The 25,549-nt window shown below is 70.0% G+C and carries 18 protein-coding genes; 7 read left to right on the forward strand and 11 right to left on the reverse strand.

The window, feature by feature from the left end:
• The first annotated feature begins 99 nt into the window (after positions 1-99).
• Positions 100-4,011 carry an AfsR/SARP family transcriptional regulator gene (locus ACIBW9_RS04415; RefSeq protein ID WP_398951077.1) on the forward strand — a complete coding sequence of 1,304 codons (3,912 nt, stop codon included), beginning with the start codon at positions 100-102 and terminating at the stop codon, positions 4,009-4,011.
• Between the two features lie 28 nt (positions 4,012-4,039).
• On the opposite strand, the gene ACIBW9_RS04420 is transcribed toward ACIBW9_RS04415, so the two are convergent.
• From ACIBW9_RS04420 to panB, 3 genes are all read right to left on the reverse strand, one after another.
• The gene (locus tag ACIBW9_RS04420; RefSeq protein ID WP_398951079.1) at positions 4,040-4,855 is read right to left on the reverse strand and encodes an ABC transporter permease; all 816 of its coding nucleotides are present in this window, start codon (positions 4,853-4,855) and stop codon (positions 4,040-4,042) included.
• A complete protein-coding gene (locus ACIBW9_RS04425; RefSeq protein ID WP_398951081.1) occupies positions 4,852-5,877 on the reverse strand; it encodes an ATP-binding cassette domain-containing protein in 1,026 nt (341 codons plus the stop codon). The genes ACIBW9_RS04420 and ACIBW9_RS04425 overlap by 4 nt, the downstream gene beginning before the upstream one ends.
• Positions 5,878-6,183: 306 nt before the next feature.
• Positions 6,184-7,059, reverse strand: a complete 876-nt coding sequence (gene panB, locus ACIBW9_RS04430) for a 3-methyl-2-oxobutanoate hydroxymethyltransferase (RefSeq protein ID WP_398951083.1) — start codon at positions 7,057-7,059, stop codon at positions 6,184-6,186.
• A 201-nt stretch (positions 7,060-7,260) separates the two neighbouring features.
• Here panB and ACIBW9_RS04435 point away from each other — a divergent pair, with 201 nt between their 5' ends.
• From ACIBW9_RS04435 to ACIBW9_RS04450, 4 genes are all read left to right on the forward strand, one after another.
• Positions 7,261-8,850: an MFS transporter gene (locus tag ACIBW9_RS04435; protein ID WP_398951085.1), complete on the forward strand. Its 1,590-nt coding sequence runs from the start codon at positions 7,261-7,263 to the stop codon at positions 8,848-8,850.
• A gap of 60 nt (positions 8,851-8,910) precedes the next feature.
• Complete coding sequence (locus ACIBW9_RS04440) at positions 8,911-9,570, forward strand: TetR/AcrR family transcriptional regulator (protein WP_398951087.1); 660 nt, start codon at positions 8,911-8,913, stop codon at positions 9,568-9,570.
• Positions 9,571-9,847: 277 nt separating this feature from the next.
• The gene (locus ACIBW9_RS04445) at positions 9,848-10,807 is read left to right on the forward strand and encodes an endonuclease/exonuclease/phosphatase family protein (protein WP_398952096.1); all 960 of its coding nucleotides are present in this window, start codon (positions 9,848-9,850) and stop codon (positions 10,805-10,807) included.
• Positions 10,808-10,908: 101 nt separating this feature from the next.
• Positions 10,909-12,129 carry an MFS transporter gene (locus tag ACIBW9_RS04450; protein WP_398951089.1) on the forward strand — a complete coding sequence of 407 codons (1,221 nt, stop codon included), beginning with the start codon at positions 10,909-10,911 and terminating at the stop codon, positions 12,127-12,129.
• A 326-nt stretch (positions 12,130-12,455) separates the two neighbouring features.
• On the opposite strand, the gene ACIBW9_RS04455 is transcribed toward ACIBW9_RS04450, so the two are convergent.
• The 4 genes from ACIBW9_RS04455 to ACIBW9_RS04470 all read right to left on the reverse strand — a co-directional run bounded on the left by ACIBW9_RS04455 (position 12,456) and on the right by ACIBW9_RS04470 (position 18,226).
• Positions 12,456-12,932: an SMI1/KNR4 family protein gene (locus tag ACIBW9_RS04455; protein ID WP_398951091.1), complete on the reverse strand. Its 477-nt coding sequence runs from the start codon at positions 12,930-12,932 to the stop codon at positions 12,456-12,458.
• Complete coding sequence (locus ACIBW9_RS04460) at positions 12,929-17,416, reverse strand: RICIN domain-containing protein (RefSeq protein ID WP_398951093.1); 4,488 nt, start codon at positions 17,414-17,416, stop codon at positions 12,929-12,931. Before ACIBW9_RS04460 ends, ACIBW9_RS04455 begins: the two co-directional genes overlap by 4 nt.
• 223 nt (positions 17,417-17,639) lie before the next feature.
• Positions 17,640-17,999, reverse strand: coding sequence for an ATP-binding protein (locus tag ACIBW9_RS04465; protein WP_398951095.1), 360 nt, complete (start codon positions 17,997-17,999; stop codon positions 17,640-17,642).
• Entirely contained in the window at positions 17,996-18,226 is a 231-nt protein-coding gene (locus tag ACIBW9_RS04470) for a hypothetical protein (RefSeq protein WP_398951097.1), read from the reverse strand. The genes ACIBW9_RS04465 and ACIBW9_RS04470 overlap by 4 nt, the downstream gene beginning before the upstream one ends.
• A gap of 111 nt (positions 18,227-18,337) precedes the next feature.
• Between ACIBW9_RS04470 and ACIBW9_RS04475 the strand changes: the two genes are divergently transcribed.
• Positions 18,338-19,201: a helix-turn-helix transcriptional regulator gene (locus ACIBW9_RS04475; RefSeq protein WP_398951098.1), complete on the forward strand. Its 864-nt coding sequence runs from the start codon at positions 18,338-18,340 to the stop codon at positions 19,199-19,201.
• A complete protein-coding gene (locus tag ACIBW9_RS04480; protein WP_398951100.1) occupies positions 19,173-19,451 on the forward strand; it encodes a DUF397 domain-containing protein in 279 nt (92 codons plus the stop codon). The genes ACIBW9_RS04475 and ACIBW9_RS04480 overlap by 29 nt, the downstream gene beginning before the upstream one ends.
• A 125-nt stretch (positions 19,452-19,576) precedes the next feature.
• Here ACIBW9_RS04480 and ACIBW9_RS04485 read toward each other — a convergent pair whose 3' ends face one another.
• The 4 genes from ACIBW9_RS04485 to ACIBW9_RS04500 form a co-directional block, all read right to left on the reverse strand.
• Positions 19,577-21,613, reverse strand: a complete 2,037-nt coding sequence (locus tag ACIBW9_RS04485; RefSeq protein WP_398951102.1) for an NAD(+) synthase — start codon at positions 21,611-21,613, stop codon at positions 19,577-19,579.
• A 129-nt stretch (positions 21,614-21,742) separates the two neighbouring features.
• Positions 21,743-23,650, reverse strand: coding sequence for a protease pro-enzyme activation domain-containing protein (locus ACIBW9_RS04490; protein ID WP_398952097.1), 1,908 nt, complete (start codon positions 23,648-23,650; stop codon positions 21,743-21,745).
• A 249-nt stretch (positions 23,651-23,899) separates the two neighbouring features.
• Positions 23,900-24,532, reverse strand: a complete 633-nt coding sequence (locus ACIBW9_RS04495) for a DUF305 domain-containing protein (protein ID WP_398951104.1) — start codon at positions 24,530-24,532, stop codon at positions 23,900-23,902.
• Between the two features lies 1 nt (position 24,533).
• Positions 24,534-25,208: a DUF3105 domain-containing protein gene (locus ACIBW9_RS04500; protein WP_398951105.1), complete on the reverse strand. Its 675-nt coding sequence runs from the start codon at positions 25,206-25,208 to the stop codon at positions 24,534-24,536.
• Positions 25,209-25,549: the final 341 nt, after the last annotated feature.

The raw sequence follows: 25,549 nt of genomic DNA on the forward strand, positions 1-25,549 counted from the left end.
TGTGTGTTCCGCGCGGGCCGCGGAGAGCACGGTTGCGCTGCCCCCGTGACCGCGCCGCTCGCCCGAACCCCATGACCGCCCCCGACGTCAACGGAGACAATGGACCCCGTGCGCTATCGCATCCTCGGCACCACTCAGGCGCTCCGCCCCGACGGCACCCTCGTCCCGGTCGGCGGGGCGCGGTTGCGTGCACTGTTGACCGTGCTGGCCATGCGCGCCGGGCGTACGGTGCCGGCGGGCGTCCTGGTCGACGAGGTGTGGGGCGGTGACCCGCCCGCCGACGCGCCGGGTGCGCTGCAGGCGCTGGTCGGCCGGCTGCGGCGGGCGCTCGGCGCGGACGCCGTCGCCTCCGCGGAGGGCGGCTACCGGCTCGCCGCCCGGCCCGACGACGTCGACCTGCACCGTTTCGAGCGGCTGACCGGCGAGGGCACGCGGGCGCTGGCCGACGGTGACCCCGCCAAGGCGGCCGAGGTCCTCGACGACGCCCTCGGCCTGTGGCGTGGCCCGGCCCTGGCCGACCTCCCCGACCGCACCGCGGAGGCGGCCCGCTGGGACACCCGCCGCCTGGACGCCCTGCGCACCCGCCACACCGCCGCCCTCGCCCTCGGCCACGCCGAGCAGTCCCTGCCCGAGCTGACCGCCCTGTGCGACACCCACCCCCTCGACGAGCCCCTCCAGGCCCTACGCCTGCGCGCCCTCCGCGACGCGGGCCGCACGGCCGAGGCACTGGCCGCCTTCGAGGCCGTGCGACGCCTGCTGGCAGACCGCCTGGGAGCGGACCCCGGGAACGAACTGAGGTCGCTGTACGGGGAGTTGCTGCGCCCCGATGAGCAGGGGCGCAGGCTTGGTGCCGACGCCGCGCCGGGTGGTCGTGCGCGGGGTGTCGGTGAGGGGGCGCGGGGGTTGCTGCGGCCGGAGGCCGGGGGTTCGGGGGCGCGCGGCGGCGCAACCGGGGTTCCGGCGGGTGGTGCTGGGCGGGGTGCCGGTGAAGGGTCGGGGGAGTGGTCGCGGCCGGAGGAGCGGGAGGCGCGCCTGCGGGGCCGCGGTGTCGGTGAGCGGCCGGAGGGCGGGGGTTCGGGGGCGCGCGGCGGCGCAACCGGGGTTCCAGAGGATGGTCATTCTTGGCCGCGTGGCCGCGCAACCGGGGTTCCGTCGGGTGGTTCCGGGCGGGACGGCGGTGAGCGGTCGGGAGAGCCGGACGCGTGGGTACGTGGAAGTGTCACCGGTGCTCCGTCGGGCGGCCAGGGGTGGAACAGCGGTGCGTCGGCGGCCGGTTGGCCCGGTGCCGTCGGCGGTGGTGCGGACGGTGCGAGGTCCGGGGCCGTGGTGGGTGGTGCGGACGGTGCGAGGTCCGAGGGCGCGGTGGGTGGTGCGGACGGTGCGAGGTCCGAGGGCGTGGTGGGTGGTGCGGACGGTGCGAGGGCCGAGGGCGCGGCGGGTGGTGCTGGGCGGGGTGCCGGTGAAGGGGCGGCGGGTGCCGCTTCCGTGGCCGATGCACCCCGGCCTCCCGGCAACCTCCGTGCCCGCCTCACCTCCTTCGTCGGGCGGGAGGCCGATATCGAGGCCATCCGGGGCGATCTCGCGGCGGCCCGGCTGGTGACGTTGCTCGGGCCCGGTGGGGCCGGGAAGACGCGGCTGTCGCAGGAGGCCGCCGAGGCCGTGCGGTATGCGGCGCGGGACGGGGTGTGGCTGGCGGAGCTGGCGCCCGTCGACGACCCGGACGCCGTACCGGAGGCCGTGCTGACGGCCGTCGGGGCGCGGGAGACCGTGCTGTACGGCGCGGGGGCCGAGGCGATGCGGGCGGCGGGGGCCGAGCGGCACGACGACCCCGTCGAGCGGCTCGCCGAGCACTGCGGGCGGCGGCGCATGCTGATCGTCCTCGACAACTGCGAACATGTCGTCGAGGCCGCCGCCCGGCTGGTGGAGGAGCTGCTCGAACGCTGCCCGGAGCTGACGGTGCTCGCCACCAGCCGTGAACCCCTCGGCGTACCGGGGGAGTTGCTGCGCCCCGTGGAGCCGCTGCCCGAGCCGGTCGCGCTGCGGCTGCTCGCCGACCGGGGCGCGGCCGCCAGGCCCGGGTTCCGCGTCGACGAGGACCCCGAGGCATGCGCCGAGATCTGCCGGCGGCTCGACGGGCTGCCCCTGGCCATCGAACTGGCCGCCGCCCGACTGCGCATGCTGACGCCCCGCCAGATAGCCGACCGGCTCGACGACCGCTTCCGGCTGCTGACCTCCGGCAGCCGCACCGTCCTGCCCCGCCAGCAGACCCTGCGCGCGGTCGTCGACTGGTCCTGGGAACTGCTCGACGAGGAGGAGAGGGAGGTCCTGCGACGGCTCTCCGTCTTCGCGGGCGGCTGCGATCTCGCCGCCGCCGAGGCCGTCTGCGGACCCGCCGCGCTGGAAGCCCTCGGTTCGCTCGTCGACAAGTCCCTTGTGGTGGCCGCACCTTCGGGCGACGGCGGCATGCGCTACCGGCTCCTTGAGACCGTCTCCGAGTACGCCGGCGAGCGCCTGGACGCGACCGGGCGGCGCCCGGAGACCGAGCGCGCGCATCTGACGTACTACCGCGAACTCGCCCGCACCACTGACCCGTTGCTGCGTGGACCCGGTCAGCTAGCCGCCATCGAGCTGCTGGAGCGCGAGTACGAGAACCTGCGTACCGCCCTGCGCCACGCCGTCGCCGAGCGCGACGAGCAGGAAGCCCTCTGCCTCATCCTGTCGCTGTCCTGGTACTGGCAGATGCGGGACGCGCGCATCGAGGCCCGCAACTGGTGCGTCGAGGTCATGGCCCTCGGCCCCGACCCCTTCACCGCCCCCGCCCGGCGCGCCGAACCGCTCTGGCAGCGCTGCACCGACGTCCCGCCCCCACTGTCCGGCGAACTCCTCGCCGAGGCCCGGCGCGGCGTCCACCTCGCCCATCTGGCCTGCATGGACACCGAGTTGGAGGCCTGGGAGTCACCGCAGGCGAAGGCGAAACTGCGCACCATCACCGAGGTCTACCGGCCCGGCCTCCCGCAGAACTGCCGTACCCCCGGCATCCTCTGGTTCTACGCCGTGATGCTGACCGGCAGCGTGGAGCGGCTGCCGGGCATCCTCGACGCGAGCGTCGACACCTGCCGTGCCACCCCCGGCATGGAGTGGGAACTCGCCGCCACCCTGCAGATGCGCGCCAACCTCCTCGCCAACCGCAGCGACTGGGCGGGCGACGCCCGGCGCGACGCCGACGAGTCGCTGGAGATCTACCGGCGGATCGGCGATCTGTGGGGCACCGCCGAGGCGCTGTCCGCCCGCGGCGAGGCGCATGAACGCATCGGCGAGTACGCGGCGGCCGCCGCCGACTACGAGGCGGCGATGGAACGCGCCGAACTCCTCGGCGCCCGCGCCCAGATGGCCGTGCTCGGCGCCCGGCTGGGCAGCGCGCTGCTGGAGGCGGGCGAGACGGAGCGGGGCGAGCAGCTGCTGCGTGAGGTGATCGAGCGGAAGGACGGCTCGGGCAACGAGGCCATGCCCGCCGCCCGGATGTTCCTCGCGAGCCGTCTCGCCATGGTCGGCCGGACCGCCGAGGCGCGCGAGCAACTGCGGCTGCTGCGCGAGGAGTTCAGGATCGCCCACTTCATCGTCTTCGACGCCTTCATCCTCGGCTCGGAGGCCTTCGTGGAGGCGGCCGACGGGCACTACGAGCAGTCCCTGGACAAGGCCCGGCAGGCGCTGCAACGGGCCCGCGACCCGCTGTCCGAGGCCATCGCCCCGCACATGCGCCCCCTGTACCTGGCCCTCGCCGCGATCGGTCTCGCCGGTGCCGACGGCGGCCGCCGGGCCCGGGACGCCGCCCGCTGCGTCGGGGCCGCGCGGAGCCTGCTGCCGGCCGGCCATGCCGCGACGTCCATGGAACGCGAGGTCTACGCCCGGGCCGAACGGATCGCGCGGGCGGCCCTCGGCGACGAGGCATACGAGGCCGCCCACGCGGAGGGCGGCGGCCTCTCCGCGGAGGAGGCCGCCGCCCTGGTCTGACGCGGACCGAGGTACACCCTGGGCTGCGTCAGCTCTTGGTACGGAACTTGTGGATCGCGTACGGCGCCGCGACCGCCGTGATCGCCACGGACCAGCCGAGCGTCACCCACAGGTCGTGCGCGACCGGGCCGCCCACCATCAGTCCGCGCGCCGAGTCGGCGAGCGTGGACAGCGGGTTGTAGTCGGTGAAGGCCTGCAGCCACCCTGGCATGGTCTTCGTCGGCGCGAAGATCGACGAGCCGAACTGCAGCGGGAAGAGGACCAGGAAGCCCATCGCCTGCACGGACTGCGCGTTCTTCAGGACCACGCCCAGGGTGAGGAAGATCCACATGATCGAGGAGGCGAACACCGCGGACAGGCCGACGGCCGCGAACAGACCGCCCCAGTGGTGGATGTCGAACCCGACGAGCACGGCGACGATCATCAGCACGGTCGTGGCGAACAGCATCCGCACCAGCTCGACCGCGATCTTCGCGAACAGCACCGAGCCGCGTCCGATCGGCAGGGACCGGAAGCGGTCCATGACACCGGAGTTGAAGTCCTGGCTGAAGCCGGTGCCGACGCCCTGGGACAGCGACATGCTCATCATCGCGATCATGCCGGGGATGACGTATTGGACGTATCTGTCCTGGCCACCCCCCATCGCCTGCCCGATCGAGCCGCCGAAGACGTACACGAACAGCAGGGTGAAGATGACCGGCATCAGCAGCGCGTCGAACATCGACTCGGGGTCCTGCTTGATCCACAGCAGGTTGCGGCGGATCAGAGCGCCGGTGTGGCGCAGATGGCCGCGCAGCGGGATGTGCGCGTCGGCGGCCGGAGCGGTGGCGGTTGCCGCGCTCATACGGCGACCTCCTCGAGGGTGTCGGTGGGTACGGCGTCCTGCGGGGCACTGGCGCGGTGGCCGGTGAGGGACAGGAACACCTCGTCCAGGCTGGGCAGTTCGGTGGTGATGGAGCTGATCGTGATGCCCTGTGCGATGACCACGCCGGTCACGGCGGTCAGCTGTTCGTCGCTGAGGATCGGCACGAGCACGGAACCGCTCTCGGTGTCGACGGTCGTGGTGGCGAGCCCGGTGATGCCGAGGTCGTCGAGGGTGGCGGCGAGCGGCCGCAGCTGCTGCGGGTCGGCGGGCCGCACCCGCAGGGTCCGTCCGCCCACCTTGGCCTTCAGCTCGTCGATCCCACCGCCCGCGATGACCTTGCCACGGTCCACGACGGTCAGCTCGCCGGCGAGCTGCTCGGCCTCCTCCATGTACTGGGTGGTGAGCAGCACGGTGACCCCCTCGCCGACCATCCGCTTGACCTCGTCCCACACCTCGTTGCGGGTGCGCGGGTCGAGACCGGTGGTGGGCTCGTCGAGGAACAGCACCTCGGGGCGCCCGATCATCGAGGCCGCGAGGTCGAGGCGCCGCCTCATACCGCCGGAGTAGGTGCTCGCGGGCCGTCTGGCGGCCTCGGTCAGCGAGAACCGCTCCAGCAGCTCGTCGGCACGCGCGCGTGCCTCCTTGCGGGGCAGGTCGAGCAGCCGCCCGATCATGTAGAGGTTCTCCCAGCCGGGGAGCTTCTCGTCGACGGAGGCGTACTGCCCGGTCAGGCCTATCACCCGGCGCAGCTGCCGGGGCTGGCGCAGCACGTCGTATCCGGCGACGGTCGCCTGGCCCGAGGTGGGGGCGAGCAGGGTGGACAGGATCCGCACGAGGGTGGTCTTGCCGGCGCCGTTCGGCCCGAGCACACCCATCACGGTGCCCTCGCGCACATCCAGGTCCACGCCGTCCAGTGCCTTGGTCTCGCCGTAGTGCTTGACCAGTCCCCGCACGGTGACGGCGCTACCGCCGTCGCTGGGGTTCTTGTCGATTCGCGTCATGCCGATGACGGTGCCAGGACCGACCGACAAACGACCGACAGGTCACCGACACGCCTTGGCCGCCGCCTACAGACCGCCGACACTCCGGCCCGTCACTGGGGGCTGCCGCCCCCAGACCCCCGCTTTCGGCCTGACGGCCTCGTCCTCAAACGCCGGACGGGTTCAAAGCCCCTCCGGCGTTTGCGGAGCGGGGGTCCGGGGGCTGGCCCCCGGGTCGGGACGGGAAGGGGCGGCGGGGGCGAGGAAACAAAACGGCAGCCCGTCGACGGGGGAAGATCGACGGGCTGCCTCTGTGCCGCTGTGGCTCTAGTGGACGGAGTTCTCCTCCGACGGGAACACCCCGCCGACCACGTCCTCCGCAAACTCCTTCACCGCGTTCCCCATGACCTCACGCAGGTTCGCGTACTTCTTGACGAACTTCGGCACCCGACCGGAGGTCAGCCCCAGCATGTCCGTCCACACCAGCACCTGCGCATCCGTCTCGGGCCCCGCCCCGATCCCGACCGTCGGAATGTGCAGCACCCGAGTCACCTCGGCCGCCAGCTCCGCCGGCACCAGCTCCAGCACGACGGCGAACGCCCCCGCGTCCTGCACGGCCTTCGCGTCCCGCAGCAACTGCTGCGCGGCCTCCTCACCACGCCCCTGCACCCGGTAACCCATCGCGTTCACGGACTGCGGGGTCAGCCCGATGTGCGCCATGACCGGGATACCGGACTCGACGAGCAGCCGGATCTGTTCGTGCGAGCGCTCCCCGCCCTCCAGCTTCACGGCACCCACCCCGGCGTCCTTGACCAGCCGGGTCGCCGAGCGCAGCGCCTGCACCGGACCCTCCTGGTAGGAGCCGAAGGGCAGGTCCCCGACGATCAGGGCGCGCTGCGTGCCGCGTACGACCGCGGCGGACAGCATGGTCATCTCGTCCATGGTGACGGGCACGGTCGTCTCGTACCCGAGGTGGCAGTTGCCCGCCGAGTCGCCGACGAGGATCACCGGGATGCCGGCCTCGTCGAAGACGGACGCGGTCATCGCGTCGTAGGCGGTGAGCATGGGCCACTTCTCGCCGCGTTCCTTGGCGAGGGTGATGTCGCGAACGGTGATACGGCGGGTGCCCTTGCCCCCGTACAGCGTCTTGCTGCCGTCGGAGGACCTGTTCTGGACAGTCTGGGCAGCCGAAAGCTGCGTCATTGCAACGGCTCCTTCAGTCATCTCGAGGCGCCCTGACGGCGTCCCCGGATCACCCCCATGGTGGCACTTCGTGCCAGCCAGGGCCAGAGGGTACTCCGTCACGTACGCACGGATGCCGTAGGCGTCGGCGTACGTAAGGCCCGGGTAAAATATTTACGATACGACACGGTCTCGTATCGGAAATCACCTAGCCTGGACGGCATGACGACTCCACCCGCTCCCGCACCCCGGATACCCGAGGTCGTACACCGGCGCCGCTGGGCCATCCTCGGCGTCCTGATGCTCAGCCTGCTGATCGTGGTGCTCGACAACTCGATCCTGAACGTCGCGATCAAGACGATCTCCACCCCGGCCCCGACCGGGCTGGGCGCCACCCAGAGCGAGCTGGAGTGGGCGATCAACGCCTACACGCTCGTCTTCGCGGGTCTGCTGTTCACCTCGGGCCTCATCGGCGACCGGGTGGGCCGGAAGAAGGTGCTGCTCGGCGGTCTCGTCGTGTTCGGCGTCGGCTCCGCGCTCGCCGCCGAGTCCGGCTCGCCCGGCCAGCTGATCGCCTACCGCGCGCTGATGGCCCTCGGTGCGGCCTTCGTCATGCCGGCCACCCTCGCGGTCCTCATGAACGTCTTCGAGCGCGAGGAGCAGCCCAAGGCCATCGGCATCTGGGCCGGCGGTGTCGGCCTCGCCATCGCCATCGGCCCGATCACCGGCGGTGTCCTCCTCGACCACTTCTGGTGGGGCTCGGTCTTCTTGATCAACGTGCCGATCGTGCTCCTCGCGCTCGCCCTGATGATCTGGCTCGTCCCCGACTCCCGCGACCCGCGCCCCGGCCGGCTCGACCCCATCGGCGTCCTGCTGTCCGTGGTGGGCCTGGTCCTGCTCGTCTACGGCATCATCAAGGGCGGCGAGCTCGCCGACTTCAGGGACGCCCAGGTGCTGTCGACCATCGCCGCCGGTCTCGTCGTACTGGCCGCGTTCGTCGTCTTCGAGAAGCGCAGCGACCACCCCTCGCTCGACGTCACGTACTTCAAGAACAAGGTGTTCTCGGCCGCCATGGCCGCCATCGCGCTGGTCTTCTTCGCGCTGATGGGCGTCACGTTCTTCGCCGTGTTCTACACCCAGAGCGTGCGCGGCTACTCGCCGCTGCAGTCCGGTCTGCTGATGCTGCCGCTGGCCGCCGCGCAGATGATCTTCGCGCCGCGGGCCCGGCTGATCGTCGACCGGTTCGGCAACAAGGTCACCACCGGGGTGGGACTGCTGCTGCTCGCCGGGATGCTCGCCGCGTTCGCGGGCTTCGAGGCGGACACCCCGATCTGGGTCCTGGAGGTCGTGTTCTTCCTCATGGGTGCGGGCATGGCCCACGTCATGACCCCGACCAGCGTCGTCATCATGCAGTCCCTGCCGCGCGAGAAGGCCGGCTCCGCGTCCGCGCTGAGCAACACCTTCCGCCAGGTCGGCGGCGCACTCGGCATCGCGGTCCTCGGCTCGGTGCTGTCGACGGCGTACCGCAACGGCATCGAGGGCAAGCTCGGGCACCTTCCGGCCGGGCTGCGGGAGACGGCCGGTGAGTCCATCGAGGCCACCCTCGGCGTCGCGGCGAAGCTCGGCCCGCAGGGCAGGGCCCTGGTCACCCCGGCCAACGACTCCTTCCTGCACGCCATGCACGTCACCGCGCTGTGCGGCACGGTCGTCGCGGTCCTCGGCGCGCTCGTGGCCTTCGTGTTCCTGCCCGGGAAACCGCCGGTCCGTCAGAAGGGCGAGGAGGAGCAGGAGTTGGTGGCAGCGGCGGAATAGCGTCTTCCGCCGCTCCGGGGAGCAGGGAGAATTGCTCCAGCACAACGAAGGGACGCAGAAGTGAGCCTCGCCGACAGTCCGGCCCCTCCCGGGATGCCCACACGGGGACGCCCCCGCAGTGAGGCGGTCGAACGCGCCGTCATAGAGGGCGTGCTGAAGCTCCTGGAGGACGGCGTCCCGCTCGCCGAACTCTCCATCGAGCGCATCGCCCGCACGGCGGGCGTCGGCAAGGCCACCATCTACCGCCGCTGGAGCGGCAAGGAGGAGCTCTTCGTCGACGTCGTACGCGCCGCCGAGCCCTCGGACGCCGAACTCCCCGGCACCTCCATGCGCGACGACCTGGTGGCCCTCCTGGAGCAGCTGCGGCAGCGCGGCGTCGCGACCCGCAGCTCGGCTCTCCTGCACAACGTGTTCGCGCAGATGAAGAGCAGCCCCAAGGTCTGGGCCGCCTACCACGCGTCCGTCGTCCGGCCGCGGCGCAGACTGCAGATCGAGATCCTGCGCCGCGGTCAGGAGAACGGCGAACTCCGCGCGGACGTCGACATCGACCTGCTGAACGACCTGATCATCGGCCCGATGCTGGTGCGCACCGTCATGCGTCCGGAGGTGGACGCGGAGATCGACCTCTCCGAGGGTCTGTCGGAGCGGATCGTGGACACCCTTCTCGAAGGGCTACGACCCGTCGATGGACCACGGTCCGTCACATCCTCAACCGCCTAGTCGGAATGTGCGCGTTGCGTCACAGAGGGCGCTTTCCGGGGGTGCCTCCGGAACTCGTCGCGCCGGGTTCGTCGTCCTCGTGCCCGTACGGCCGTCATGCGACGGCAGGGACGGGCTCGATCATCCCCTAGGGTTTCAGATACGGGGGGACGGACGGGTTGCACGGCAGGCAGTGAGGCGACGCGGTATGGCGCAGCAGGCGTATGTGACGGAGACGGACAACGGCGGCTCGGGGCCCGAGCACCGGGGAGACCGGCTTCGGCGCCTGCTCAACCGCATGGTCTCCGGATGGCGGGGCGACCCGAGAATCTGGCGCCGTGGCCTGGTCGTCGCCGCGCTCGCGGTGATCCTGGCCCTGGTGATGCTGCTGCACGCCCGCATCCCGAACCGCATCGGCAATCTGGGCAGCCTCACCGAGACCTTCCTGCCCTGGCTGGGTCTCCTGGTCCCGCTGCTGCTCCTGCTCGCGCTGGTGCGCAGGTCGGCGACCGCGCTGATCGCGGTGGTGCTGCCCGCGGCCGTTTGGCTGAATCTCTTCGGCGGATTGCTGACGGACAAGACCGTCGGCGGCGGCGACCTGACCGTCGCCACGCACAACGTCAACGCCGACAACCCCGACCCCTCGGGAACGGCCCGCGACGTGGCCGCGTCCGGCGCGGACGTGCTGGCCCTGGAGGAGCTGAACCCGTCGGCGGTGCCGGTGTACGAGAGGGCGCTGGCGTCGACGTACAAGTACCACTCGGTGCAGGGCACCGTCGGGCTGTGGAGCAAGTACCCCATGACCGGGGTCAGGGCCGTCGACATCAAGCTGGGCTGGACGCGCGCCATGCGCGCCACCGTGACCACGCCGGAGGGTCAGGTCGCGTTCTACGTCGCCCACCTGCCGTCCGTGCGGGTGAAGCTGGAGGCCGGGTTCACGGCCCGGCAGCGCGACAAGAGCGCCAACGCGCTGGGCGAGGCCATCGCTCGGGAGCCGCTGAAGCGGAAGGTGCTGCTCGGCGACCTGAACGGCACGATGAACGATCGCTCCCTGAACGGCGTCACCTCCCAGATGCGCTCCACGCAGGGCGCGGCGGGCAGCGGATTCGGGTTCAGCTGGCCGGCCTCGTTCCCGATGGCGCGTATCGACCAGATCATGGTCCAGGGCATCGAGCCGGTGACCTCGTGGACGCTGCCGAGTACCGGGAGCGACCACCTCCCGATCGCTGCCCGTGTGAGCCTCGCCACCGGGTCGTAACCTCCCGGAATACTGGGCCCGAGAGACTTTGTTCCGTAACTGAACTTAAGCTGGTACGGAACTCAGCTCTCCCTTTGACCTTGAAAGGAACAGGCCTCTTCATGCCCCTGGCCCTGCTCGCTCTGGCCGTCGGCGCTTTCGGGATCGGCACCACCGAGTTCGTGATGATGGGCCTGCTGCCCGACGTCGCGGCCGACCTGCACGTCTCCCTCCCCACCGCCGGGCACCTGGTCTCGGCGTACGCGCTGGGCGTCGTCATCGGCGCCCCGCTGCTGGCCGCGGTCACCGCGCGGATGTCCCGCCGTACGGTGCTGATCGGCCTGATGGCGCTGTTCGTGGCGGGCAACGCGCTCTCCGCCTTCGCCCCCGGCTACGACTGGCTGCTCGCCGCCCGCTTCCTGAGCGGTCTGCCGCACGGCGCCTTCTTCGGCGTGGGCGCGGTCGTGGCGACGAACCTGGTCGCGCCGGAGCGCAAGGCCCGCTCGGTCTCGCTGATGTTCCTCGGCCTGACGGTCGCCAACGTCGTGGGCGTACCGGTCGCCACGCTGATGGGGCAGCACCTGGGGTGGCGGGCCACGTTCCTCGGCGTCAGCGCGATCGGCCTCGCGGCGATCGCCTCCCTGGCGGCACTGATCCCGCACGACCACACGCACGCCGCCCCGGCAGCGGGCCTGCGCGGTGAGCTGGCGGCCCTGCGCTCCGTGCCGGTCTGGCTGGCGCTGGGCACCACGGTCGCCGGCTTCGGCGCGCTGTTCGCCGCGTACAGCTACATCACACCGATGCTGACGGACTCCGCCGGGTACGCCGAGGGCAGCGTGACGGTGCTGCTGGCGCTGTTCGGCGTCGGCGCGACGGCGGGCAACCTGCTGGGCGGCCGCCTGGCGGACCACTCGCTGCGGGGGACGCTGTTCGGCGGCCTGGTCTCCCTGGCGGGTGTCCTGGCCCTGTTCCCGCTGCTGATGTCGACGACGTGGACCGCGGCCCTGGCGGTGATCCTGCTGGGCGCGTCGGCCTTCATCACCGGGTCGCCGCTCCAACTGATGGTCATGGAGAAGGCGTCGGCGGCGCCGTCCTTGGCGTCGTCGGCGAACCAGGCGGCGTTCAACCTGGCGAATGCGGGTGGCGCCTGGATCGGCGGGTTGGCGTTGGCGGCGGGCTTCGGGGTCACCTCTCCGGCGCTGGCGGGGGCGGGGCTGGCGGTGCTCGGCCTTGCGGTGGCTGGCGTGGCGTACGCGGTGGACCGGCGGCGGGTTCCTGCGGCGGGGCGGCAGCGCGTGGTTGCCTCCCACGTCCCGCAGGAGGCGGAGGCGCTGCAGCGCTGAGGACGGCTTGGACCACGCGCATGTCCAAGGGGACGGGCGCGGGCGCGTCACTGCCTTCCACGAATTTGTAGAGCGAAAGGCTGTAGCTCATGCGAAATCGCTTTCGTCGCTGAGGTGACGGCCCTGGGGTGTCTCCCGCCTGCATGCGGGTGACACCCCAGGGTCTTGTCACTTGGGGCCGACTCGGTCGATGACCGTGATGCCCTTGATGTCGTTGTCGATCACCATGTGCTGTGTCGCTGGTTTGAGGCTGAAGTGTGCAGAGGCCGAGGGGGTCCGCACGGTTGGTGTGCGGACCCCTGTCCAGGCTCGCTCTCGAGGGAGGATCAGCCAAGCTTCTGACGGCACTCGGCGAGCGTGAACTCTCCGAAGTTGTCCGAGACCTTCTCCATGAGCCCGCCCTCCAGAACCCCGGGGTTCCACGCGTAAACCGGGTACTCGCCTGCCTGGTCCGGCTGCGAGGTATCGAGGACGACAACTTCCCAGACGTCGTCATGCATGACGACCAAGAAGTGGTGCGGCAGTCCCAGTACCTCGCGGTCCTCCAGGGTGTACGCAGGAGAGCCCAACAACTTGTCTCCCAGGGCCGGAGTTTTATATACGCCAGGGAACTCAGTGGGGGGAATCTCCCACGTTCCGAACTCTTCGATCAAGCGCCGATATGAGGGAGGGAAAACAAGACCCATCTCAGCCTCGGCTCTGGCGATCACCTCTGCTGGGCAGCCGTCGCCATGTTGCACGATGTCCTCGTGGGCACGCATCAGCCTGATCGCCTGTTCGGCTGCCTGTAGACCGCTCGTCATCCGAAATCCTTCGCTCTGTTCTGCCAGTACGCTTTCTTCCACTTCTCGAACTCGGGCCGGTCGATTCCGCTGGGGATCTTAGTGCCCGACTTCCAGTGAAGTTTGCCGTAGTTGTCGAAGTGCATGGCATCCGTCACCTCGGCGATCGGCCCGTCCTGAGTCTGAAGCATGTGGTGAAGATTCAGAGGCTTGTCCACTCCACCACTCGCAGTCCTGCCCGGGCCCATCGGGGCGAGCCCCTGCTGCATGCGCTTCAGGTTGGTCCGACCGTAGGGGTCTTGGGGTGAGACGTAGTCGGGGTTGATCAGGTCGTCCCGCTGGTAGACACGCTGACCTCCGAAGTCGGTCAACTTCCAGAACTTGCACGGAGGGCCGACGCCCGCTGCTGCCATCCTGGTGATACCAGGGGCGCTGACGGCCTGGCAGGCGGTTGCGACGTCGTCCTCGTACGCGGACACCGTACGCCCGATGTTCGCGACGGCGCTGGGGTCCATGTCCAGAGCCCTGAGAGCCTTGTAGGCATCGCTGACGCCGATCCCGGTACGCAGTGAGGCGTCAAGGGCGCGGATGCTGTTGACCACGGCTTCGGTGATCTTGCCGCCGAAGACGAAGGTTGCGATGTCCACGCCTGCCCAGCCACAACCGCCCCAGCTTCCGCCATCGACTCCCGGGGCCACCTTTTTCGCGCAGTCGATCCAGTGGCCGATGAGGATGTCCACCGGGTCGATACCCGAGTTGAACTCAGTCATCGAGAGGGTCTTTGTGACCGTCTGCTTCTGGGGCTTGACCGGCTGCGTTCCGAGAAACAGCGTCTCCCACTCGGGACATCCCGCCTGGGTGGCGGGAAGGTCCAGCGCCGTGCAGAGGTAGACGTCGATCTCGACCTTGTATGTGAGGGTGGCCGTGACCGTGCAGTTCCCGATGTGGACAATGACGTTGCAGTTGTCCTTCTTGACGTTCTCCGGCTCACCGACGGTCTCGATGCGGTCGACGTAGAAGACGTTGCCGACGTTGCCGGCCGACGCTCCCTTCTGAACGCTGGTGTTATTGGCTGCTGTCTCCGCCCGCTCAGCCGCGTCCTGGGCTTCCTTGGCGTATTTGGCGGCGTCCTTGGCGGCCTGTTCGGCTTCGGTGGCGGCTGCGTCGGCGCGGGTGGCGGCGGCGCGGGCGTCCTTGGCGTCCTGTTCGGCCTGGCTGGCTGCGGTGCGGGCGGCTTCGGCGTCGAGGGCGGCGGCGTCGGCCGAGGCGCGGGCGTCCTTGGCGTAGCCCTCGGCGTTGCCGGCCGCGGTGTCGGCTGCTGCCGCGTCGGCGGCGGCCTGCTTGTCGTAGTCGATGGTGCGGGCCAGGGATTGCTGGGCTGCCGCGGCGGCCTTGGCTGCGTCGGCCGCGTAGCCGAGGGCCTGCTTGGAGTAGGTGCGGGCGTCGGCGGCGTACTGGGCCGCGTTGGCCGCGTGCTGGTAGGCCTCCTTGGCGTCGCCCTTGGCCTGGTCGGCGAGGTTCTTCGCCGCGTCTGCCTCGGCTGCGGCGTTCTTGGCGTGCGCGTCGGCGACCGCCTGCTGCTGGTCGGCGATGGACTTGGATGCCTGGCCGGTCAGGACGACCAGACCGGCGGCCGAGTCGGTGTCGACGTACGGCGAGCCGAGTTGGACGGCGTCGTTGGCCGGCTTGGCGACCTGTTCGGCCGCCTTGCCCGCGTCCACGGCCGCCTGCGCGGTGACGTGGGCGTATCCGGCGGCCTTCGCGGAGGCCGCGAGGGCGTTGCCGGCCTCGGTGTTCGCCGCGTCCGCCTGGGTCTTGGCGTCCTTGGCGTGCTGCTCGGCCTCGTCGGCGAGCTTGACCGCGGTCTTCGCCTCGGTGGCCGCGTCCTGGGAGGCCTTGATGGCGTCGGCTGCGGCGCTGGTGGCGGTCTTCACCGCTGCGTCGGCCTTCAGCTTGTCGGCCTGGGCGGCGTCCGCGTCGGAGCGTGCGCGTTTGGCGGCTGCCTCGGCGCGGGTGGCGGCGGCGTCGGCGTCGGCGGCTGCCCGGGTGGCAGCGTCGGCGTCCGCGCGGGCGTTCTTCGCGGCGGTCTCGGCGTCGTCGGCGTGCTTGTCGGCCTCGTTGGCGGCGGCACGGGCGGCGGTCGCGGCATCCCCGGAGTCCAGCGAGTCGGCGTAGGCGTCCTTGGCGTCTGCCTTGGCGCGGGCCGCAGCGGCCTTCTGCTCGGCGTCCCAGGCGTCGTCGCGTTTGGCCTTGGCGTTGTCGCGAGCCGTGACCGCGTCGTCGCGCTTGCCTTCGGCGGTCTTCTCTGCGGCGTCGGCCTTGTCCTTGGCGTCCTTGGCCGCCGTTGCCTGCTGCTGGGCGGCGGTCTTGTCGGCCGCGGCCTCGGCCTGCTTGGCCGCGGCGGTCTCCTTCTCGGCCTTGGCGGTCTTCTCCTGGGCCTCGGCGTCGAGCCGCTTGGCGTGGGCGTCGGCAGCGGCCGCCTTCGCATCACCCTCGGCCTTGAGCGCGGCGGTGAGCTTGGACTCGGCCGTTTCCTTGTCCTTCTTGGCGTTGTCCCGGTGGACCTTCGCCGCGTCCGCGGCCGCCTTGGCCTGTTCCTCGGCGGCCTTGGCGGCCTCTTTGCGGAACTCCGCCTTGGCCTGCGCCGCCTGGGCGAGCGCCCGCTGCGCGATTGTCGCGCTGTCACCGGCCGAGGCACGGGTGGCGGCCTCGGCGGTCTCGCCGGCCTTCTCCATCGCCTGGAGCGCTGCCACCGCGCCCCGGGTCACCTGTGTCTTCTGCTGACCCACCAGCAGACCACGCCCCCGCGGCGCACCAGCCGCGTCCGCGATGGCGTACGCGGACTGAAGAGCTGTGGCCGAGCTGGTTCCTGCCTTCTGCGCGGCTGCCAACTGCGTCTGGAGCACGGCGAGCTGCTTCTTCACGCCCGCCTGAGCGGCCGAGATGCCGGCGGTGGCCTTGGTGAACTGGGCCTTGTTCGGGTAGTCGAGCTTGTCCGTGCCGTCATGTCCTTTGGGGACGATGCGGATCTTCTGCGCGTCGGTGCCGTTGCACGTGTACAGCTGGGCGTCGTTGCCGTTGGTGAAGGTGTGCAGGTCCAGGCACTTGTCGGTGGCGGCGTTGCGTAGCTCACCGGCGGCGCGGACGTCGAACTGCCACTGCTGCGGAGCGCTGCCGTTGCAGGTCCAGAGCCGGATCTTCGTACCGTTGGCGTCGTTGCCGTTCTGCACGTCCAGGCACTTGCGCGCGTTGGTGTTGTACAGGGAGTAACCGCCGTCGTACAGGCCCCCGAACTTCCACTCCTGGGCAGCGCTGTTGTTGCAGGTGTAGATCTGCACCGGGGTGCCGTTGGCCGTCCCGCTGCCCTGGGCGTCCAGGCACTTGCCCTGGGCCGCCTCGACCCTCATCACAAGCGAGGAGTCGCCGATCCAGCCGATGCCGCCCGGGGACCAGTAGTCCTGCCAGCGCGTGAGGTGGTCGGCGACCCAGGAGTGCCCCAGCATGTCGCTCAGCGCCTTCGCGCCCTTGGTCAGGGCGTCGACGGCGGTCTTGTTCGCGTCCAGGATCTGGTTGCGCTGGGCGGTCTGGGAGGAGACCTCCTGCTGCCATTCGCCGGCCGCGGTGGAGGTGATGTCGCCCAGTACATTGTCCGGGTCCAGCGGATCACGCCAGCCGCAGGCCGCGAACCGGGACTTCACGTCCTCGACCGCGATGCGGTACTCCGGCGTGCCCGGCTGCGGCGCGGTGCGCGGGAAGCCGCCCGAGGACAGGAAGACGCGGGCGTCGTCGGCGCCCGCGTTATGGGCTGAGCCGCCGTGCATCCACTGGAAGGCGTCGTGCTCCTTCCAGTCCTTCTCCGTCTTTCCGACCGGGTCCTTGCCGTAGAGCGGGCTGCCGACGGCGTCGACGGCCTTGAGGGTCGCGTCGTCGGCCTTCGGAGTGTCGTCTTGGTAGAAGTCGTAGTCGTTCGTCCAGAACCGGTCGGCGACCCACTTGCTCAGACCTGTCTGGTTGTAGAAGCTCTGCTCGCCGTCGGGCGGCCAGTGGAACCCGGTGTCCGTGAACCCGCCAGGGGTCGACAGGCCGTCGAGAGGCTTCTTCCAGGCGTCCCGCTGAGCAGCGAGATCGTCCATCTGCTTGCTCGCCGCGTCCCGGTCCTTCTGGTACGCCACGGCCAGCGGCGTCTGCTCCCAGTGCTCGCGGTTCGCCAGGACATGCAGCTTGTCGGCGGGCTGGTTCAGGCCGTCCTGCGCGGTCGCGGCCATCGTCGGCCCGCCCAGCCGCAGTACGTGGGCCATCAGGCACTGGTCCTGCCGCAACTGCTCGGCGGGGGTGTCGTCGTACCAGGGAGAGGAATCGCCCGCCGGTTCGGCGCCCAGGCCGGCCAGGCCGGGCTGAACCGCCAGACCCGCCAGGACCGCCAGGGCGGCTACGGACGTGACGGCGGACGTGAGTTTTCGTGATCTTCGCGTTCCGGGCAGCCGGAACCATGGTCTGGGGTGCAAGGAAGCATTCCGTTCTGCGTTCAGCCAGGGGTGCAGGCCGGAAAGGCGTATGACGACATGGCGACGCGACCCCTCCCCGGAGCGACGGCGTTCCCCCGGTCGCTGACTGATGTGCGCCTATGGAGTGGTCAGGCTCCGCCGATGCGCGGCATCACTGTAGACATACACAGAAGTGTTCGTACAGGTGATTCTTTGTGGTTTCTGTGTGCGGACGGCTGACCGACTACCGCCCCGGTGCGGCCAGCTCGCACCAGACCGTCTTGCGGTCCCTTCCCTGGTCAACACCCCAACGCCGGGCGAGTATGTCGACCAGGGCCAAGCCCCGGCCCGACTCGGCCGTGCCGGTGGCGGAGAGGAGGACCGGCAAGGCGCGCGGGTCGGGGTCGGTGACCTCGATGCGGGTGTGGCCGCCGGGTGTGCCGGTGACGCGGATCGTCACCGGAGTGCCCTCGCCGAGGTGGTCGATGACGTTCGTCAGCAACTCCGTCACGCACAGGCGGACTTCGAAGCCGTGGGCGTGGAGGTGGTGGCGTAGTTCCGGTACGGCCTTCGGGGTGGCGAGCAGGTCGAGTTCGAACGTCACTGCCCGGCTGCCGTCTTCCGGAGCGCGGTGGCCAGCGCCTGGGCCGTTGCGGTGTTGCAGTTCCCGAGTGTGATGAGGCCGGCGGGCGGTGTGTGCGTACCGGCGAAGCTCGCGAGGTCCACGCGCAGGGAGGGCAACGTGATGCCGTGCAGGGCGAGCGCGGTGCGGAGTTCCTCCACGCAGAGGGGCACGTCGTAGGCCGAGGCCGTGGGGGAGTGGTCGGGCATGGGGGCTTCGCCTTCCTGTGCGTTGTGTGACGAACTCCTCACAGGTTGTCGTTGAGATCGCTACCGTGAAAGGGGTTTCGCGTTCGCGAGCGGGACAGCGGAAGGTGAACGATGGTGCGTCGCAAGGACATTGACGGCTCGATGAGCGTCCCGACCTTCTACGGCAAGGAGTTGCGGTGGAAGAGGGAGGCGGTGGGGCTTTCGCTGGAGGCGTTCCTTGAGGGCAGCTTCTACGGCAAGACGTACTTGAGCGATATTGAGCGCGGGGAGCGCCGGATGCCGTTGGATCTTGCCGTGCATGCGGACCGGGTGCTGGAGACCGATGGGTTCTTCGAGCGGCGGTGCGAGGATGTGCGGAAGGCGCGCAGAGTCGGGCATGCCCAGTACTTCGAGCAAGTCCTAGAGGCGGAGAAGCACGCCAAGACAATTGAAGAGTGGTGCCCCAGCCTCTTCCCGGGGTTGCTCCAAACCCCGGCCTACGCACGGGCGGTGGTCCTGGCGACTCACCCGCTGTCTCTTGATGGTGAGGTGGAGGAGAAGGTCAGCGCCCGGATGGCGCGTGCCCAGCTCTTCGAGAGGGATCACCGCACCCCGGAGTACTGGGCGATTCTGCATGAGTTGCTGATCACCGACCCGATCCTGCCGCCACTGGAAATGGCTGAACAGCTCGACCGGCTTGTGGAGTTGGCTGAGCGCCGCCGGATCACTCCGCAGCTTGTTCTGCGGAAGTGCGGCACGCATCCGTTCATGACAGGCACGGCGAAGATTATGACCTTTCCTGATGCCCCACCGCTGTTCTACACGGAGTCGCTGCACAGCGGTGACACCATCGACGATCCGGCCCTCGTTGAGGAGTACCGCAGGTCGTACGATCGCCTCAGGGCCGTCGCGCTGTCACCGGAGGCGTCCCTGGCCATGATCAAGGCAGCGGCAGAGGATTACCGAAATGGCAAGCAACCGGATCGACTTGAGTGACGCGCTCTGGCTCAAGAGCAGCTACAGCAACGGCAGCGGCGGAGACTGCGTGGAGGTAGCGAGAGACTTCCCCGGCGCCGCCCTCTGGCGCAAGTCGAGCTACAGCAACGGTGACGGCGGCAACTGCGTGGAAGTCGCCGACAACATCCCCGGCCTCGTCCCCGTCCGCGACTCCAAAGCCCCCCAAGGCCCCGCCCTCATCCTCACCGCCGCCGCCTGGGCGCCCTTCGTCGTCTCGCTCAAGGGGTGAACTTGGCCCGGGGGGCAATACTCAGCCCGTCCGGCGTTTGAGGACGAGGCCCTTGGGCCGACGGGGGTCTGGGGGCGCAGCCCCCAGGGCCGCGCACCCCCATCCACCCGCACCGGATTGACCGGCTAGTCGAAGCGGGAAAGATCCCGCAGCCAAGCCGTCGCCGAACTGTCCGACGGTGCGCGCCAGTCCCCCCGCGGCGACAGCGAACCCCCCGCCGACACCTTCGGCCCGTTCGGCATCGCCGAGCGCTTGAACTGGGCGAAGGCGAAGAAGCGGCGGCAGAAGACCTCCAGCCAGTGGCGGATCTCCGGCAGGTCGTACGCGACCCGCTTGGCGTCGGGGAAGCCCGGCGGCCAGCCGCCCGCGTCCGCGTCGTGCCAGGCGTGCCAGGCCAGGAAGGCGATCTTGGAGGGGCGGAAGCCGTAGCGCAGGACGTGGAAGAGGGTGAAGTCGTGCAGCGCGTACGGGCCGATCTTCGACTCCGTCGACTGCATCTCCTCACCCGGCACCAGCTCCGGGCTGATCTCGGTGTCGAGGATCGCGGCCAGGATCTTGCCCGTCTCCTCGTCGAACTGCCCGCTGCTGATGACCCAGCGGATGAGGTGCTGGATCAGGGTTTTCGGCACCCCGCCGTTGACGTTGTAGTGGCTCATCTGGTCGCCCACGCCGTACGTGGACCAGCCGAGCGCCAGCTCCGACAGATCACCGGTGCCGAGCACGATGCCGCCGCGCTGGTTGGCGAGCCGGAACAGGTAGTCGGTGCGCAGGCCCGCCTGGACGTTCTCGAAGGTGACGTCGTACACCGGCTCACCCGAGGCGAAGGGATGCCCCATCTCCTGCAGCATCAGCCGTGCCGTCGGCGTGATGTCCAGCTCCGCCGCCGTCACGCCCAAGGAACGCATCAGCGCGTGCGCGTTGTCCTTGGTGTGGTCGCTGGTGGCGAAACCGGGCAGCGTCCAGGCCAGGATGTCGCTGCGCGGACGCCCCGCACGGTCCATCGCCCGCGCGGCGACGATCAGCGCATGCGTGGAGTCCAGGCCGCCGGACACGCCGATGACCACCTTCGGGCCGCCGATCGAGGCGAGCCGCTGCTGCAGGCCCGCCACCTGGATGTTGTACGCCTCGTAGCAGTCCAGGGCGAGCCGCTCGGCGTCGGCCGGCACGAACGGGAAGCGCTCCAGGCGGCGGCGCAGACCCAGGTCGGTCAGCGGAGGGTCGAGCTCGAAGCCGACCGTCCGGAAGTCGGCGGTCCGCGCCCGGTGCGTACGGCGGTTGTCGTCGAACGTGCCCATCCGCTGCCGCTCCTGCCGCAGCAGGTCGAGGTCCACGTCGGCCACCGCGTACTCGTCGCCGAGCGGGAAGCGTTCGGTCTCGGCCAGCAGCAGGCCGTTCTCGTAGACCATGGCCTGGCCGTCCCAGGACAGGTCGGTGGTCGACTCGCCGAGCCCCGCCGCCGCGTAGACGTACGCGGCGAGGCAGCGGGAGGACGCCGAGCGGCACAGCAGCTTGCGGTCCTCGGCCCGCCCGACCGTGATCGGGCTGCCCGACAGATTCACCAGAAGAGTCGCGCCTGCCAGTGCCGCCTCCGCGCTCGGCGGCACCGGCACCCACATGTCCTCGCAGATCTCCGCGTGCAGCACGAGCCCGGGCACGTCCTGCGCCGCGAACAGCAGGTCCACCCCGAAGGGGACCTCCTCGCCGCCGACGCGGATCGACCCGCCGCGCTCGTCGGCGCCGTCGGCGATCTGCCGGCGCTCGTAGAACTCCCGGTAGTACGGCGGATACGACTTCGGTACGACACCCAGGACCCGGCCGCGGTGCACGATCACCGCGCAGTTGTAGACCCGGTTGCGGTGGCGCAGCGGGGCCCCGACGACCAGCACGGGCAGCAGGTCCGCCGAGCCGGCCACCACCTCCCCGAGCGCCTGCTCGACCTGGTCGAGCAGGGCGTCCTGCAGCAGCAGATCCTCGATGGAGTAGCCGCACAGCACCATCTCCGGGAAGACGGCGACCGCGACGCCCTCCTCGGCGCACCGGCGCGCATGGTGCAGGACCGCTTCGGCGTTGGCGAGCGGCTCGGCGATGACGGTGTGACCCGTACACGCCGCGACGCGGGCGAAGCCGTGCTGATAGATCGACCAGAAGTTCAATTCAGGCACGCGCCCAGTGTAATCGTCAGAGCGACGCGATCGCTGGGGGCGGGGGTGTGCGTCACCCCACGCACGCCGAAGGGGCGCGGGATGACCACATCCCGCGCCCCTCCTGGGGTTGCCGTTGCCGGCGCCGCCTCAGGGCTTGCGGTACGACTCGACGTAGCCGTTCGCGGGCGAGCCCACGCCGGTGACGTCGTCGTAGCCCTTGACCGCGGACAGCGAGCTGTCCTTGCCGAGGCTGCGGACCGAGGTGATCAGACCGTCCGAGGCGTCAACGCCGTTGGCGAAGTCGACACGGGCGACCGCGAGGTCGGTGCCGGTCGGCTTGTCGGTGACGTCGTGGTACACGCCCTTGGTGTAGCGGGCGTAGATCTCCGGGTTGGCGAAACCGATCGCCTCGCCGCCACGCGCCTGCTGGGCCAGGGCCTGGACCGCCGCGATCACCGGAGCGGCGAGCGAGGTGCCGCCGATGCGGTACTCGCTGTACTGCTCCGACCCGTCCGGGAAGGTCTGCGTCTGGCCGACCTTGAAACCGGTGTTGGGGTCGGCGATCGCCGCGATGTCCGGGACGACGCGGTTGCCGGCGGCGTTGTTGGCCTTGGCGAGCGCGTCCGGGACGATGCCCTTCTGGTAGTACGGCTCGGCGACCGTCTTGCTGGTGCCGCCGCCCGCGCCCGAGGTGAACGCGCCGGGGAAGTTGGTCCAGCTCTTGCCGTCCGCGGACAGCACGGCCTTCTCGGTGCCCCAGCCGGTCTCCCACTGGTACGTGTCGCCCTTGCCGACCGCGAGCGACGTACCGCCGACCGCCGTCACCCAGGCCGAGTTGGCGGGGGTGTCGACCTGCTTCGTCTTGGTGTGGGCGACCTCGTCGCCGTTGTCACCGGAGGAGAAGTAGAAGCCGATGCCCTCGACCGCGCCGAACTGGAACACCTGGTCGTAGGCGGCCGCGAGGTCCGGCGTCTGGTTGGCCTCGATGTCGCCCCACGAGTTGGAGACGATATCGGCGAGGTGGTGGTCGACCACCTTGCTCAGCGAGTCCAGCAGGTCGTCGTCCAGGCAGGACGCGGCGCCCACGTACGTGACGTGCGCGTCCGGCGCGACCGCGTGCACGGCCTCGACGTCGAGGGTCTCCTCGCCGTACCAGCCGGAGGCGTCGCACTCGTCGGGACCTGTGTTCGTGTACTTCTTGGGCAGCACCTGCTTCAGCTGGCCGGTCTTCCAGGCCGCGTCACCGTGCTTCTTCGCGTACGTCTGCGCGTCGAAGGCGATGGTCGGCGAGGCGAACGCGTCCGTGATGGCGACGCGCACCCCCTTGCCCGTGTACTTGCCGGCGCCGTAGGCGGCACGCAGCTGCTTGCCGGTGTAGCCCTCGATGGCGTACGGGATCTTCGTGCCGTACGCGTCCGGCAGCGTGGTCGCGATGTTCGAGCCGTAGTACGAGGAGAACGGCCCGGAGTTCTTGAACACGGCGCCGGGACCGGGCAGCTGGTCGTCGTGGCTCGCCTTGTGCGGCGCGTTGTCCAGGCCGGTGACGGTCAGGACGGCGCCCTTGAGGCTGTCCGGGACAGAGGCGGCCTTGGCCGGCGCCCGGTAGGTCTTCGAGCCCTTGGTGTAGTTGTGCAGCTGGGTGCCGAACGCCTTCTCGGCGGCGGCCACGTCACCGGTGACGGAGACGTAGTGCTGCGTGACACCGGTGACCTTCAGGCCCGCCGAGTTCAGCCAGGACTTGACCGCAGCCACCTGGGCCTTGGTCGCGCCGAATCGGGCCTGGGCCTTCTTGGCGCTCAGGTACTTGCCGTACGAGGCCGAGCTCGGATCGGACACGGCCTTCGCGTACGCGGCGAGGCCTGCGGCGTCCTTGCCGGCGAGGTACACCCGGAGCTTCACCTGGGCGGCGTTCGAGGCGTCGCCCTTGTCCGCCTTGGCCGTGGCCCAGGCGGGCTTGGTGCCCGCCAGAGCGTCACGGGCCGGGTTGTTCGCGGCATGCGCCGCGGGTATGCCGAGCGCCAGCGCACCCGCGACCATGGGCAGAGTTGCTGCCATGCTCACGGCGCGCAGTTTGGCGCGGTTGGATCTCATAGAACCCCCTGCGATGCGGTTCTTCGCATGTGTGGTCGGTCGTCGCTGTGATCCGCGTAGACCACCCGCTCCGCGGCGGAGGCGCGGGCAGTGGATCAAGCGATGGGGGCCACTCTTTCGATGAACCGTTCATGCCAGGGGAATGCGCAAGCCAAGAGAAACCCAAGGAACCGTCATCAAGGGTGATTTGGGGCTTTCGTTCCCGCTGGAGGGTTATGAACGCGCTTTCGCCCCGCGCTCCTTGAGCATGTCCGCCATCAGCGCGATCTCCGACTGCTGGGCGTCGACCATGCCCTGCGCGAGACTCTTCTCCACCCCGACCCTGCACTTGGCGACACAGCCCTCGGCCATGTGGATCCCGCCCTTGTGATGGTCCGTCATGAGCTGCAGATAGAAGATCTCGGCCTGCTTGCCGTTGAGCGTGCCGAGCTTCTTCATCTCCGTGTCGGTCGCCATGCCGGGCATCAGCGAGCCGTCGCCGCGCTCGGGCATGTCGCCCATGCCCATCCACGACATCGGCGGCTTCGCCGACACCTTCGGCAGCCCCCACAGATCCAGCCAGCCCAGCAGCATGCCGCGCTGGTTGGCCTGGGTCTGCGCGATGTCGTAGGCGAGCCGCCGCACCTCCGCGTTCTTCGTACGGTCGCGCACGATGTACGACATCTCGACGGCCTGCTGGTGGTGGACCGCCATGTCCCGCGCGAACCCCGCGTCCGCGGAGTCGGCGGTGGGCGTGCTCATGCCCGTGTCCGACCCGCCGTCCTCGGCCACCGCGTAGGTGATCGCGCCCGCGGCGACGAGCGCGGCCGCCGTCGCCCCCGCGATCCAGCCGATGTGCTTCCTCATGTCACATCGTCCCGCCGGTGCAGGAGGCACCCGGCTCGGGGGTCTGCTTGCCCTGCACATACGTCTCGAAGAACTTGGCGACCTTCGGGTCGTCGGCGCTGGTCACGCTCAGTTGGTGCCCCCACGCCGACAGCTCGATCGGCGCGCTCTGGTTCGGGTACGGGCTCATCAGCGTGTACGGCGTCTGCTTCACCTTCGCCGCCAGCGCGTCCACGTCGGACTTCTTCGCCTTGTCGGTGTACGTCACCCAGACCGCGCCGTGCTCCAGGGCGTGCACGGCGTTCTCGTCGTGCACGGCCTTGGTGTAGACGTCGCCGTTGCAGTTGAGCCACACCTGGTTGTGGTTGCCGCCCACCGGCGGGTGCATCGGGTAGTTGACGGTCCCGGTGACATGGGTGCGGGCCAGCTTGCCCGTCCAGGTCCGCACCCCGTCCTTGCCGGTGACGAAGTGCCCCTTGCCGTCGCCCGAGGACGTCGTGTCGCTCGCCGTGTCGTCCTTCTTGCCGTCCTGCGACTTCACGATCAAGACACCGCCGACCACCAAGGCGGCGACGACCAGCACGCTCGCGCCGATCGTCAGGATCCGGTTGCGCCGCTCGCGGGCCTGCTCGGCACGCCGCATCTCCTCTATTCGCGCCTTGCGTGCCGCGCTGCTGCTCTTCTTGGCGGTGGCCATCGCAGTGTCCTTCTGGGGGAATCGGGTGGGGAGTGCAAAAAAATGTCGATCGGGTCGCCTGATCGTAGTGGGAGACCAGTGCTGTTTTGCAGACGGGGCAAGGGAAAGCCGGGTCCTGTGGAGGCGCTCATTACCTTCTGCGGGGCCTGCCATTACGGATGTCGGTCCGAGCAGGCAAGATGGGCGGTGAGCAGTACACCCGCCGTTGGTGAGGCGTTCAGTCCGCGGTCGGTCGGCCGATCATGGTCGGCAACGCGCACGAAATGCTGTTGTGGTGTGATGCTCAGGTGCCCGACCGCCTCCTGCGGGACACGGAGACAGGCGGCCTGACCAGCAAGGAT

This window comes from Streptomyces sp. NPDC049541 (assembly GCF_044465725.1).
GTDB lineage: Bacteria > Actinomycetota > Actinomycetes > Streptomycetales > Streptomycetaceae > Streptomyces.